9 protein-coding genes are annotated in these 13,238 nt (G+C 64.3%); 2 read left to right on the top strand and 7 right to left on the bottom strand.

The window, feature by feature from the left end:
• Positions 1 to 110: 110 nt before the first annotated feature.
• From C6W88_RS05815 to C6W88_RS05845, 7 genes are all read right to left on the bottom strand, one after another.
• Complete coding sequence (locus tag C6W88_RS05815) at positions 111 to 1,841, bottom strand: purine-cytosine permease family protein (protein WP_108131839.1); 1,731 nt, start codon at positions 1,839 to 1,841, stop codon at positions 111 to 113.
• A 490-nt stretch (positions 1,842 to 2,331) separates the two neighbouring features.
• Entirely contained in the window at positions 2,332 to 3,834 is a 1,503-nt protein-coding gene (locus C6W88_RS05820) for a CoA-acylating methylmalonate-semialdehyde dehydrogenase (RefSeq protein ID WP_108131840.1), read from the bottom strand.
• Between the two features lie 64 nt (positions 3,835 to 3,898).
• Positions 3,899 to 4,798: a myo-inosose-2 dehydratase gene (gene iolE, locus C6W88_RS05825; protein WP_045993157.1), complete on the bottom strand. Its 900-nt coding sequence runs from the start codon at positions 4,796 to 4,798 to the stop codon at positions 3,899 to 3,901.
• Positions 4,799 to 4,875: 77 nt separating this feature from the next.
• Complete coding sequence (gene iolD / locus C6W88_RS05830; protein WP_108131841.1) at positions 4,876 to 6,738, bottom strand: 3D-(3,5/4)-trihydroxycyclohexane-1,2-dione acylhydrolase (decyclizing); 1,863 nt, start codon at positions 6,736 to 6,738, stop codon at positions 4,876 to 4,878.
• 109 nt (positions 6,739 to 6,847) lie between these two features.
• Positions 6,848 to 8,764, bottom strand: coding sequence for a bifunctional 5-dehydro-2-deoxygluconokinase/5-dehydro-2-deoxyphosphogluconate aldolase (locus tag C6W88_RS05835; RefSeq protein WP_108131842.1), 1,917 nt, complete (start codon positions 8,762 to 8,764; stop codon positions 6,848 to 6,850).
• Positions 8,765 to 9,024: 260 nt separating this feature from the next.
• Entirely contained in the window at positions 9,025 to 9,933 is a 909-nt protein-coding gene (locus C6W88_RS05840) for a sugar phosphate isomerase/epimerase family protein (protein WP_108131843.1), read from the bottom strand.
• A gap of 131 nt (positions 9,934 to 10,064) precedes the next feature.
• Positions 10,065 to 10,898, bottom strand: a complete 834-nt coding sequence (locus tag C6W88_RS05845; RefSeq protein WP_108131844.1) for a TIM barrel protein — start codon at positions 10,896 to 10,898, stop codon at positions 10,065 to 10,067.
• Positions 10,899 to 11,302: 404 nt separating this feature from the next.
• Here C6W88_RS05845 and C6W88_RS05850 point away from each other — a divergent pair, with 404 nt between their 5' ends.
• On the top strand, positions 11,303 to 12,166 hold the full coding sequence (locus tag C6W88_RS05850) for a MurR/RpiR family transcriptional regulator (protein WP_045993152.1): 864 nt from the start codon (positions 11,303 to 11,305) through the stop codon (positions 12,164 to 12,166).
• An 85-nt stretch (positions 12,167 to 12,251) separates the two neighbouring features.
• Positions 12,252 to 13,058 (top strand): 5-deoxy-glucuronate isomerase, encoded by an 807-nt coding sequence (iolB, locus tag C6W88_RS05855; protein WP_045993151.1) that lies wholly within the window; start codon positions 12,252 to 12,254, stop codon positions 13,056 to 13,058.
• The last annotated feature ends 180 nt before the right edge of the window (positions 13,059 to 13,238 follow it).

The following is a 13,238-nucleotide window of genomic DNA, read 5'->3' on the forward strand; positions in this document are numbered from 1 at the left end:
GCAGCGTCAAGGCTCTACCAGCGTCGCGGCGCTGGTGCCAGAGCCAGGTGGCGTGGCCGCCCGATCGCTCGGGCGGCCATGTCACTTAGCCTTGTTGAGGGTTGGGGTCATCACACATGGGGATCGTCTGCGGCAAGCGCCGCCGCCGGGCGACGACGATGAATCCAGATCGAAGCGCACACGAAGTACACCAGCGACAGCGGAATCACCAGCCACTTGAAGGTTTCCACGTAGTCGACGACAGCGGCGTTGTCACCGGTCCATGACCACAGTGCCGCCAGGATGATGATCACCAGGCAGGCAAACGAGATCAGGTACAGCGGATCACGACGATTGACCGCGGGCTGCGCCTGGGGCGACTCGCCGGGCAGTTCCGGCGGATCCACCGGGCCATAGGCCTCTTCGTAATAGTCGATACCGGACTCGGTGTTCGCGCCCATCCGGCGGCACAGCAGCGGGTAGAGCAGAAAGCTCAGGGTCCACACCGGGAGAAACACGACAAACAGATGCACCTGGGGCAGGGCAATGAGCACGACGCCGAGGATCACCCCGATGGCCCAGGTCAGCATGGCCGGACGATTGTCCTCGAGCCCCTGATGTTCGCGCCACAGCGGGCGGATCGACAGGCGCGGCAGCAGGAAATGCTCGGCGGCGATGATCGCGCCGATGGGGGCCATCATCATCACGAAGTAGGACAGGACGTTGAGCAGCGAACCGAAGACGAACGGGAAGCAGGCGACGACCGTGGTGGCAGCCCCCACCACCAGGGCAACGTTGAACGGCTTGTGACGATGGAACACCGCCTGAAACGCCAGCCCGGAGCGATAGAGGCTGGGGATCGAAGTGGTCCAGCCGGCGATCACTACCGCCACCAGCCCCATGGCGCCGAGCAGACGGAAGGCGATGGCGCCCGGATCAAGATCGACCATGGCTTCCTTGAGCAGCATCGCCGAGGTGGCGCCAAGGATGCCCGCACAGACCCAGGCCATGAAGTGGCCGATGTACATGCCAGAGGCTGAAAAGTAGCCGTAGGAGGACTTGCGCGCGAAGCGCAGGATGCTCATGTCGCTCATGCCGAGGTGCATCGGCAGGTTGATGCCCCAGGCCCAGGCGGCGATGACCCACATGTTGATGCCAGGCTCGCCTTCGGGAGTAACGCCGGTCCACACCAGTGCACCGAGCACGTTGCCCAGGCCATCGATGCCTTGCTCGGCGCCCAGGTGGGTGACGATGGGGATCGACAGGATACCGCTGACCAGGAACATGATCGCCATCCAGGGCGCGCATACGGTGGAAAAGTTGGCGATGCGCTTGAAGCCCTTGAGGGTCAGCCAGACGGTAAAGGCGCCGACCAGCAGCGCCAGGATCACGAAGCTGGCACTGGTGGGATAGAGTCCCACCTGGGGCGGAATATCGGTCAGCACCCGGAAGGCCGAGGCCGAGACCGTGATCATGGCGCCGGCGATGACGGCGTAGAAGACACCATTGAGGATGTTGTAGACGGTGGAGATCTTCTTGCCGGCAAGCCGGGCCAGGAACCAGTACACCGTCATGCGGGTGCGGGTAGCCACCGGACTGCAGATCCAGGCCCAGGACAGCACCGCCATGAAATTACCGAGAATCAGGCCCCAGATCAGATCACCGGTGGAAACACCTAAGGTGACCAGCGCTGCGCCGATGACGAATTCGGTGCCGGCCACGTGCTCACCGGAGTAGGCCCCGAGAAAGTACTTGCCGCTCAACTGCCGGCTGGGGGGAATGCGTTGATATTCGAGCTCTTCGCTCTGGGCGTTGTCGTCCGCTGTCGCGGTCGCCTGCGCCCCTGCCGCTTCTGTGCTCATAACGTTGTCCACTTGTTATTGGAGGATCGATGGCCCTTGTGACCGGTTGCAAACGGTCAGGGCTCCAACCTCGGCGGTCCATGTTTTTCCACGGCCCACACCAAATGAAACATACATTCCGAAATAAAAAACAACAAACCAAACGTTCTATACTTTAGTCGACTCGAACGCCTGATCCGACAAAATTGTAAATAACGTAATCCATGACGACATCTTTAACTGAATTGGCGCACACAAACATCGTCTATCCGCCATAACCACTCGCTCCAGTCCCACGATTCAACACCTGCCGCGATAGCCAAAAGGAAGGCGCCGGATTCGGCGCCTTGGCAAGCGTGAAGCGGCGCAACCGGATAGCCTCCGCCCCCGGTACGCTGCAGCATCGCCGACGGGACAGGGCACCAACGCCGAAGCGGGACGCTTGATGCACCGCCAAGGCGACACACGCACCGCTACGGCGTCATACGCAGTCACAGGACCACAGGTACAGCTACAGCGTCGGCATGGTGAAGTGACCGCCGCTATCACGTACCTCGCTGGGCCAGCGCTGGGTGATGGTCTTCATGCGGGTGTAGAAGCGCACGCCGTCGGGGCCATGCATATGCAGCGGGCCGAACAGCGAGCGCTTCCAGCCGCCAAAGCTGTGAAAGGCCATGGGCACCGGGATCGGCACGTTGACGCCGACCATGCCGACCTGGATGCGCTCGCAGTACTGGCGAGCGGCGGCGCCGTCACGGGTAAAGATGGCGGTACCATTGCCGTATTCGTGGTCGTTGACCATGGCCAGGGCGTCTTCGAAGCTGTCGACGCGGGCGATCGCCAGCACCGGGCCAAAGATTTCCTCGCGGTGGATGCGCATGCCCGGCGTGACGTGGTCGAACAGCGAACCACCGACGAAGAAGCCATTGCCGGCGTTGTCGATGGTCGCCTCACGTCCGTCCACCACCAGCTCGGCGCCCTCGTCGACGCCGGCCTGGATATAGCCGACCACCTTGTCCAGGTGAACGCGGGTGACCAGCGGCCCCATGTCGTGGTCGGGTCCATCCTTGATGCCGGGGCCGACGCTCAGCGTCTGCAGCCGTTCGACCAGCTTGGCACGCAGCCGCTCGGCGGTCTCCTCGCCCACCGGCACCGCCACCGAGATCGCCATGCAGCGCTCGCCGGCGCTGCCGTAGGCCGCGCCCATCAACGCATCCACCGCCTGGTCGAGGTCGGCATCGGGCATCACCACCATGTGGTTCTTGGCGCCGCCCAGCGCCTGAACCCGCTTACCGTGGGCAGACGCCGTGGCGTAGATGTATTCGGCGATGGGCGTCGAGCCGACGAAGCTGACCGCCTGCACCCGCTCATCGGTGAGCAGCACGTCCACGCTCTCCTTGTCGCCGTTGACCACGTTGAACACGCCATCCGGCAGGCCGGCTTGCTTGAGCAGCTCGGCCAGGCGCATCGGCGTGGACGGATCCTTCTCCGATGGCTTCATCACGAAGGTGTTGCCGCAGGCCAGCGCCACCGGGAACATCCACATCGGCACCATGGCCGGGAAGTTGAACGGCGAGATGCCGGCGCACACGCCCAGCGGCTGCATCAGCGAGAAGCTGTCGACACCGGTGCCGACGTTGAGGGAATGTTCGCCCTTCTGCAGGTGCGGTATGCCGCAGGCGAATTCCACCACCTCGAGCCCGCGTGTCAGCTCGCCCTTGGCGTCGGAGAACACCTTGCCGTGCTCGGAGGAAATCAGCCGCGCGATCTCGTCGGCGTGCTCTTCCACCAGCGCCTTGAACTTGAACAGAATGCGTGAACGCTTGAGCGGTGACATTTTGGCCCAGCCGGGGAAGGCTTCGTCGGCGACGCGGATGGCGTCACGGGTCTCGTCGGCGCTGGACAGTGCTACCTGACGTGTCACCTCGCCGCTGGCCGGGTCGAAGACCTCGGCAGTGCGGCCACTGTGGCTGGCCTGGGGCTGGCCGGCGATAAAGTTGCCCAGAATGGTCATGCGGTGCTCCTGATACAAAGAGTTATCGAACAGATGACTGAAGACATCGGCACGGGGGTCGCTGTCACGAGGCCAGGGCCAGCCCGGCCTCGTCGCAGCAGCGTGCAAGATGGTCATAGCCCTTGCGGGCATAGGTCAGTGGATGGGCCACGGCGGGATCCTGCTCGGCCTCCACCACCACCCAGCCCTGGTAGTCGTGCGCGACCAGCCCCTGGAACAACCGGCCATAGTCGATGAAGCCATCACCGGGCACGGTGAACATGCCGTCCAGTACCCCTTCCAGGAAGCTCCGGTTGCGGTTGCGCACATCGGCCAGCACCTCGGCACGGATATCCTTGCAGTGCACATGGTTGACGCGTGCAGCGTGACGCTCGAGCACGCCGAACGGATCGCCACCGGCAGCCACCAGGTGGCCGGTGTCCAGAAGCAGGCCCAGCGCCGGTCCGGTGGCCGCCATCAGCCGGTCGATGTCGGCCTCGGATTCCACCAGCGTTCCCAGATGGTGGTGATAGGCGATCTGCACGCCCTCGCGCTGGCAGTGTTCGGCCACCTGGTCAAGGCGCTCGGTAAACAGCGTCCATTCCTCGTCGCTCATGGTGGGGCGATGGCTCAGCGGTACCCCCATCTGTCCATGCACGCAGCGCGAGACCTCGCAGAACACCATGACCCTGGCGCCGAGCGCCTTGAGCAGTTCCAGATGGGGCGTCAGCGCTGCGATCTCCTCCTCGGCGCTGCGGGTCAAAAGCTCGGCGCTGTACCAGCCTGACACCAGCGACAGTTGGTGACGCTCGAGGATCGGCCCCAGGGTGGCGGCGTCGCGGGGAAACTTGTGGCCCAGCTCGAAGCCGTCGAAACCGGCCTCTCGTCCCTCGGCGAGGCAGGTCTCCAGCGGGGTGTCTCCGCCCAGCGAGGGCAGGTCATCATTGGTCCAGGTCAGGGGGTTGATGCCCAGTCTTATGCTCATGGCGTCCTCCGGCGTTCGGTGCTCCAGGCGCCGGCGCGCCTGGAATATTTGGTTGTTGTGGCAGAGCGGACTCGGGCCTAGAGATTTCTGGCCTGACGCGCCTTGTGGGACTGATAGCGCTCGCGGGCGTCCACCACTTCCTGACGCGGCGAGACTTCAGGCACCGCCACGTCCCACCAGGCACCACCTTCCTTGGTGTCGTTGAGGCCATCGGTGTCGATGGCGATCACATAGCTGATGTCGGACGCCTTGGCGCGCTCGAGGGCCTGCTCAAGCTCAGCGATATTGGCGACCTTCTCGCTATTGGCGCCCAGGGCGGCGGCGTGGGCGGCGAAGTCGGTCTTGGGCGCGCCGGCCTCGACGCTCAGGCAGTCCTCCAGCCGGTTGTTGAAGCCGGGGCCGCCGCAGAATTGCTGAAGTCGATGGATGCAGCCATAGCCGCGATTGTCGAGCACCACCGCGATGATCTTGTGCCCCAGCATTACCGAGGTGGCGATCTCCGAGTTCATCATCAGGTAGGAGCCGTCACCGACCATCACGAACACCTCTGAATCGGGCAGCGCCATCTTGGTGCCGAGGCCTCCGGCAAGTTCGTAGCCCATGCAGGAGTAGCCGTATTCCATGTGGTAGCCGCGATCGAAGCGAGTACGCCACAGTTTCTGCAGCTCGCCCGGCAGGCCCCCCGCGGCACACACCACGATGTCGCGTTCGCCGGCGGCGCGGTTGACCGCCCCCACCACCTCGGCGTCACAGGGCAGCCCGGTGCCGCGATCCTGGGTCACCCGTTCCACGGTGGCATTCCAGTCATCGCGCAGCGCGGCCGCCCGCTCGCTCCAGGACGAGGCCGGCCGCCACGGGGCGGTGCCCTGCTCGAGCCCGTCCTTCAGGCTGACAAGGCTCAGGCGGGCATCGCCCACCAGCGGCTGGGCGTAGTGCTTGACCGCATCGAAGGAGGCCACGTTGAGACACAGTATCTTCGCCTCGGGGTTGATCAGCGCCCGGGAGCCAGAGGCGAAATCGCCAAGCCGGGTGCCCACGGCGATGATCAGATCCGCTTCCTGGGCCAGGCTGTTGGCGGCGGCTGAACCGGTCACACCCAGGGTGCCGACGTTGCTGGCATGGTCCCAGGGCAACGCGCCCTTGCCCGCCTGGGTCTCGGTCACCGGCACCTGGTAGCGGCTGACGAAGGCGTCGAGCTCTGACAGCGCCTCGGCGTAGTGGACGCCGCCACCGGCCACCAGCAGCGGTCGCTCGGCCGAGCGGATCAAGGCGATGGCATCGTCGAGCTCGCGCGGATCGGCGGCCTGACGGCGCAGGTGGTGCACCTTCTCGACAAAGAAATGCTCGGGATAGTCGTAGGCCTCGGTCTGGATGTCCTGGGGCAGCGCCAGGGTCACCGGACCACACTCCACCGGGTCAGTCAGCACCCGCATCGCCTGGGGCAGCGACGTCAGCAGTTGCTCCGGCCGGGTGATGCGATCGAAGAAGCGACTCACCGGCTTGAAGCAGTCGTTGGAGGTCAGGGTGTGGTCGTGGAAGTTCTCGACCTGCTGCAGCACCGGATCGGGCTTGCGCGTGGCGAAGGTGTCGCCCGGCAGCAGCAGTAGCGGCAGTCGATTGACGTGGGCCACCGCCGCCGCGGTTACCATGTTCACCGAACCAGGACCGGCGGAGGCGGTACAGGCCATCACCTGGCGCCGATTGAGCGTCTTGGTGAAGGCAATGGCGGCGTGGCACATGGCCTGCTCGTTGTGGGCGCGGTAGGTCGGCAGCGTCTCACGGGCCTGATACAGCGCCTCGCCGAGGCCGGCCACGTTGCCGTGGCCGAAGATCGCCCAGACGCCGGGAAACAGCGGCTTGATCTGGCCGGCGACGTTCACCTTCTGGGCCTGCATGTAGCGGATCACCGCCTGGGACATGGTCAGTCGAATCGTGGACATGGCAATGCTCTCGGAGATGGCTGCCGGGTCCTGAGGGGACCCGGATTATCGTTATCTTGGTCATGGTCTGGGAGCGCTACCACGCGCACCCCATTTCGCTCATTCTCGTTCAGACGCTCTGGCGTTCTTTCCAGCAGTCCACCAGTTCGCGGTAATTGGCGACGACATCGTCGATCAGCGCCTGGTCGTCGGCCTCGCCGGCGAGCCAGCGACGGCTGGGCTCGGCAAAGATCGAGCGCCCCACCGCGAAGCCCTTGCACACGTCGAACCCGGCGCTGTCCATGAAGCCCTTCTTGAGCGTATCGAGGGGCGCATCGAGCCCCAGCATCACCACGCCGCGACAGTGGGGGGCGCGTCGCGCCAGCAGCACGCTGATGCGCTCCCAGGCCGCGGGGGTCTGCGGCGGCAGCTTCCACCAGTCGGGATAGACGCCGAGGTTGTAAAAGCGCTGCATGGCGTTGAGAAAGGTATCGTCATCGCTTTGCTGATCCTTGGGCGGAATGATCTCGAGCAGCAGCTCATGCCCGGTCCTGAGGCAGGCGTCATACAGCTCCACCACCTGGCGCTCCTGGGTGCGGCGCAGGTCGAGCTGGTCCTCCGGGTGGTAGAACACCAGGCACTTGACGATGTGCTCGCGAGGCCAGGCGGCCAGTCGGGCACCGATATTGCGCCCGCCTTCCAGCTCGATGGGACGCGAGCTCGGCAACTCCACCGGGCGGCCAATCCACCAGCCGCGCCCGGTCACGTCATTGAGTGCATCCTGACCGTAGGTGTCGTCGATCAGCACGCCCATCTGGCTGTCACCGATATGTCCGGCGCCCTGCTCCGCCGCCTGCACCAGCAGCCGTTTCAACGTCTTGATCCTTCCGGGGTCGGCGCCGACCTCCCGGGCCATGTCGTAGAATTGCTTGCGATGGTCGAAGGCCAGCACGCACAGATCCGACCACTGCGTCGGGCTACGCTGGGTGGTGACCCGGTGCAGGTGGTTGAGCCGCGTGTCCAGGTCGGGACGCGGGATATCCTCGGCGCGACTCAGGTAGTCGTCGAGTTCCTCGCTGCTGGGAATCGCCGGGGCACAGCCGTGGCGGGAGACCACCAGGGCCCCGCAGGCGTTGGCGTAGGCACAGCTTTGCTGATGACTTTCGCCGTTGAGCCAGCCGCGCAGGAAACCGCTGAGGAAGGCGTCACCGGCACCCAGCACATTGAGCACCTCGACACGCACCCCGGTGAATACCTCGAACTCGGACTCGCTGTCGGGAATCTCACCGTCGAGCACGGTGCAGCCCTGCGCGCCCAGCTTGAGCACGATGGAGGCATCGCTCAGCTCGCGAATGCGCTTGAGCGCGGTGATGGTGTCGGTGCTGCCACCGGCGATGTGGACCTCTTCCTCGGTGCCGACCACCAGGTCCAGGTCCGGCAGAATGGTCTGCAGGTGGGCGCTGACACCATCATCGGAGATAAAGCGGGTCTCGCCGTCACCCAGCGAGGTCAGGCCCCACAGCACCGGACGATAGTCGATATCGAGAATCACCTTGGTGCCGGCCGCCTTGGCGTATTCGATGGCGGTCTTGCTGGCCTGATAGGTGCCGTCGGTGGAGAAATGGGTACCGGTGATCAACAGCGCCCGACTGGAGGCGATGAACTCGGGATCCATGTCATCGGCACTGATCGCCATGTCGGCGCAATTGTCGCGATAGAAGATCAGCGGAAAGGTGTCCTGATCCTTGATGCCCAGGATCACCAGACCGGTGAGTCGTTCCTGGTCGGTGATGACCTGACTGACGTCCACGCCCACCCGGGCCAGTTCCTCGCGTACGAAGCGCCCCATGTGCTCGTCGCCGACCCGCGTCAGCATGGCAGACTTCAGCCCCATGCGAGCGGTACCGTAGGCGATATTGGCCGACGAGCCGCCGAGGTACTTGTTGAAGGACGACATGTCCTCGAGCCGGCTGCCGATCTGTTCGCCGTAGAAATCCACGGCCGCTCGGCCCAGGCAGATTAGGTCCAGCGTCTTGTTGGTGGTCATGGCGTCACCCTGGTGTGGTCACGATAAGCCGTGCTCTGCCCGTGACGGGCGTCCCGACGACTTTGGATTGTTCGTTCTATTTGAATCCATGATAGAACTGATATTCCACTCGTTCAATCTCTGGAACAGCCGATTCAGTTCATCTTTGGTCGTAGCAGTGTCCGGGAAGCACGAGAGCCTGCCGTCACGCTCCCGGGCGGCAAGTCGCCCCGCCCGGTGGCGCCGGACAGGGCGTGGAGGTAGCGCGGCCAGGACGAGCCTCAGCGTAGGTTGAAGTAGGTATCGACGTAGCGCTGGATTTCCTGGCGCATAAAGCGCGAGGAGTCTTCTGCGCGCTCTTCCCAGGCGAACACACAGGCGGTCATGATGCCGTCGAAGCCGACCTCGGCCAGCGTCTTGAAGAACAGATCCCAGTCGATCTCGCCCTGGCCGATATCCAGATGCTGGTGGATGCGGGCGGTGGAGCCCGGCGGATTGATGATGTAGCGCAGCCCCGACGATCCCTTGTGATTGAAGGTATCCGCCACGTGGACGTGGGCCAGCACCGGGGCGCTGTCACGGATCATCTGCGCCATGTCATCGCCAAAGTGGAAGGTATGGGGTGCGCAGTAGAGAAACTTCACGTTGTCCGAGTCGATGGTACGAATCATGTCCACCGCCGGGTGCAGCGTCTCGACAAAGTCATCCGGGTGTGGCTCGACGTTGAGCTGGATGCCCTCGCGCTCGAAGATCGGTACCAGCTCCTCCATCGAGCGCCACCAGGCGGCCTCGCTGGATTCGGTGGTGGCGCCGCCATGGCAGCAGGCTGAACAACTGCCACGCTCGGGATGCGGGCCACGACCGAACTCGGAGTTCATGGTGTCCACACCCATTTCCACCGCCACCTCGATGGCCTTCTTCCAGTACTTCACCGCCGCCTGGCGCTCGTCCTCGTGGGGACTGGCCCAGCGGAACATCGGCAGCAGCGAGGCGATCTCGACCTCGCTGTCCTTGAGCGCCTGCTTGAAGGAGCGCAGGCGGGACGGGAACACCCGGGGGTGGACGAACCAGTCGAAGAAGTCATCCCGGGGCGACAGCTCGAGATAGTCGTATCCCAGGTCCTTGGCCAGGCGCGGCAGCTTTTCCAGGGGCACGTGGCGATGCATGAAGGGGTCGAGGGCGATTTTCATGGAAGTCTCCTTATCATTGTTCACGCTCAGGTTCAGGACGTTGTCACTGAACCAGGTGGGTGGCGTTCAGCCCGACACGGGTGGATCGCCGCGTGGTCAACCGCGATGGATGTGGCGGTCACAGCGGCGATTCAGGCCACTCCATCGCGGATGACGTCAATGCTGCGCGCGAGGGCATCCGCCGGATCCTGCAGCGCGTGTACCGACTCGGCGAAGGGCTCGAAGGACAGGTAGCCGCGATAACCATCGGCGAGCAGGCGACGCACCTGTTCGACGTTGTCGAGACGATCGCCCTCACCCACCAGCACCCGGTTGCCGTCGAGCATGGCGTCGAAGGTCAGCGTCGGATCCTCGACGCCGGACAGGTGAACCAGGCCGGTGCGCGCGGCGAACAGTGCCGCTTCACCGGCCCCTCGATGGTGAAAGGTGTCGTGCACCAGCGAAAAGCGCGCCGGCTCCGATGGCCCCAGGATGGCGACGGCCTCGTCGATGGCGGCCAAAGCGTCAGCCTTGAGTCGCAACGACGAGTCAGGAAAGCCCAGTGGCTCGACGAACCCCACGAGCCCGTGACGATCCAGGGTTGCCCCCAGCTCCACCAGCGCCTTGACCACATCGGTGGCTGTTGGTGCCTCGTCGGGCGCGGCGACCAGCGGACACAGCACCAGACCCCGGGCGCCCGCCGCCGCTGCCCGTTCGGCCAGGTGCTCGGCCTGAACGGCGCGCTCCTTGTCCCACACATTGAACGGATACAGCGCATTGACGCTGAGCACGCTCAGACCCAGCTCCCGGGCCAGCTCTCCGGCGGCAACGGCCTGCTCGAGGGTCGCCAGGCTGTTGTCGCCGACATCGTTGCGCAGCTCCACCGCGTCGATGCCGAGCTCGACGGCCAGGCGCATCAGCTGCTCGATGGAGTAGCGAGGACAGACCATATGGTTAAGGGCAAAGTGCAGTGATCGAGATGGCATGGGGCGCTCCCTGAGCCGAGAAGAAGGTGCCGGAAACGTCACATCAGAACTGTTTGCAACCGGTTAGGTCGCACTTTAGAACAAAAATTCCCAAGATCAAATAGAGGGAATGTTTCCTCCTCTGGTGCCTTGGCATTCAGCTGATTGTGGCTTTTTCCCGCTAATCAATCATCTGGGCTCGGCTTCGAGCCCACGAAGACCGACGGCGTGGCCGCAACTTGTCGACCAAAGTACAAGGCGCCCCCCCCTCCTACAGGGGAACAATGATAGCCTTGGCACTGAATGAAACGTTCCATCCAAACGTTCTATACTAAAGCATAAATGGAATTTTTATTCCCAACCGACTAGGGTGATCCCAGACGACGGCCAACGCTGGGCAACACCCTGCAACCGAGTGAACCGCCATGGCAGAGCTACCTCAGGATTTCAGCGCGCTGGAAGCGCAGATCACCGAGCAGTACCCCGACCTCAGCCGTCGCCTGCAGCAGACGGCGCGTTTTCTGCTCGATCACCCGCAGGAAGTAGCCTTTTCCACCGTGGCGAGGCTGGCCGAGCAGGCGGGCGTCACGCCGTCCACGCTGATTCGCTTTGCCAACAGCCTTGGGTTCAAGGGCTTCTCGGACATGCAGAAGCTGTTTCGCTCACGCCTGGTGGATGAGTTGCCCAACTACTCAGAGCGCATCCACGCGGTGCGCTCCGCCACCGGCGAGACCCCCAGCGGCTCTCAACTGCTGTGGGAATTTGCCGACGCCAACCGGGAAATGCTCGAGCAACTCCCCGGGCGTACCGACCCGCGCCAGCTGGAGAGCGCGCTGGACCTTCTGGAAGGCGCCGAGGCGGTGCACCTGATGGGCATGCGCCGCACCTTCCCGGTGGCAAGCTACCTGCAGTACGCACTCAACCACGTCGACAAACGCTGCTTCTTGATCAATGCCCTGGGCGGTATGCATCAGGAACAGGCACGGGCCATCGGTCCCCGTGACGCCCTGCTGGCGGTGAGCTTCTCGCCCTACGCATCGGAAACCCGCGAAGTAGCCGAACAGACCCGTGATAAAGGCGTGCCGGTGGTTGCCATCACCGATTCCACCCTGAGCCCGCTGGCCCGCGTCGCCGACGTGACCCTGGTGGTACAGGAAGCGGAAGTGAAGAGCTTCCGCGGCCTCACCGCCACCCTGTGCCTGGCCCAGAGCATGGCCATCGCCCTGGGCGTGCGCCAGGACAGCGCCGCCGACAAGGGCTCGTCTCCCGAGGCCCCCGCCTCGGGCTAGCCGCCAGCTCGCCCCTCGACACTCTGGCCCGCCCACGCCCCGCGCCCTGCGCGACCGGGCAGGCCACCAACAGGAGATCCTGTCCATGACATCGCTTCTTGTACGCCCCCAGAGCCCCGACGCCGACGGCAAGGTGCTGGAAGTCACCCCGCAATCCGCTGGCTGGGACCACGTCGGCTTTCGTGTCCACCGGCTGCAAAAGGGCCAGCGTCTGAGCGGCGAGACCGGCTCTCGCGAACACTGCCTGGTGCTGTTGAGCGGACGTGCCACCGTCGCCGGCGCCGGCGAACGCTGGGAGGACATCGGCGAGCGCATGGACATCTTCGACAAGGTGCCACCCTACTCGGTCTACCTGCCCGATGGAGCGGACTTCGAGGTCGAGGCACTGACCGATCTCGAGATCGCGGTGTGCAGCGCACCGGGCCACGGCAACCACAAGGCCAGGCTGATCGCGCCACAGCAGGTCAAGTGCTCCACCCGCGGCGGCGGCACCAACACTCGGCATATCCACGACATCCTGCCGGAGACCGAACCCGCCGACGGCCTGCTGGTGGTCGAGGTCTACACACCGCCAGGCAACTGGTCGAGCTATCCGCCCCACAAGCACGACGTCGACAATCTGCCCGAGGAGTCGATCCTCGAGGAAACCTACTACCACCGGCTGAATCCGAGCCAGGGCTTCGCCTTTCAGCGGGTCTACACCGATGACCGCTCGCTGGACGAGACCATGGCGGTAGACAATGGCTGCTGCGTGATGGTGCCTCGGGGCTACCACCCGGTGGGTGCACCTCACGGCTACGAGCTTTACTACCTCAACGTGATGGCCGGTCCCAAGCGCGAATGGAAGTTCAAGAACGACCCTGAACACGAGTGGATCGTGCAGCAACAGTAACCGTACAAACTCCGCCGATTCCGGCAGCCCAGGTAAGGGCTGGCGTCATCGGCGGACCAAGGAACGTCTCTCTCTTTGCCCCGCCACCGGCGGGGCTTTTTTATGGTGCATCGCTTCCCTTTTCCGCCAGCCGCAGGCATGTCAGCCGCGGACAGGCCATCTTGGCAGCACCCTTGACCA

The organism is Halomonas litopenaei (assembly GCF_003045775.1).
Taxonomy (GTDB): domain Bacteria; phylum Pseudomonadota; class Gammaproteobacteria; order Pseudomonadales; family Halomonadaceae; genus Halomonas; species Halomonas litopenaei.

Excerpts from the sequence above, each read along its gene's own strand:
- C6W88_RS05815 (WP_108131839.1), bottom strand. The coding sequence starts at position 1,841 with ATGAGCACAGAAGCGGCAGGGGCGCAGGCGACCGCGACAGCGGACGAC.
- C6W88_RS05820 (WP_108131840.1), bottom strand. The coding sequence starts at position 3,834 with ATGACCATTCTGGGCAACTTTATCGCCGGCCAGCCCCAGGCCAGCCAC.
- iolE (WP_045993157.1), bottom strand. The coding sequence starts at position 4,798 with ATGAGCATAAGACTGGGCATCAACCCCCTGACCTGGACCAATGATGAC.
- iolD (WP_108131841.1), bottom strand. The coding sequence starts at position 6,738 with ATGTCCACGATTCGACTGACCATGTCCCAGGCGGTGATCCGCTACATG.
- C6W88_RS05835 (WP_108131842.1), bottom strand. The coding sequence starts at position 8,764 with ATGACCACCAACAAGACGCTGGACCTAATCTGCCTGGGCCGAGCGGCC.
- C6W88_RS05840 (WP_108131843.1), bottom strand. The coding sequence starts at position 9,933 with ATGAAAATCGCCCTCGACCCCTTCATGCATCGCCACGTGCCCCTGGAA.
- C6W88_RS05845 (WP_108131844.1), bottom strand. The coding sequence starts at position 10,898 with ATGCCATCTCGATCACTGCACTTTGCCCTTAACCATATGGTCTGTCCT.
- C6W88_RS05850 (WP_045993152.1), top strand. The coding sequence starts at position 11,303 with ATGGCAGAGCTACCTCAGGATTTCAGCGCGCTGGAAGCGCAGATCACC.
- iolB (WP_045993151.1), top strand. The coding sequence starts at position 12,252 with ATGACATCGCTTCTTGTACGCCCCCAGAGCCCCGACGCCGACGGCAAG.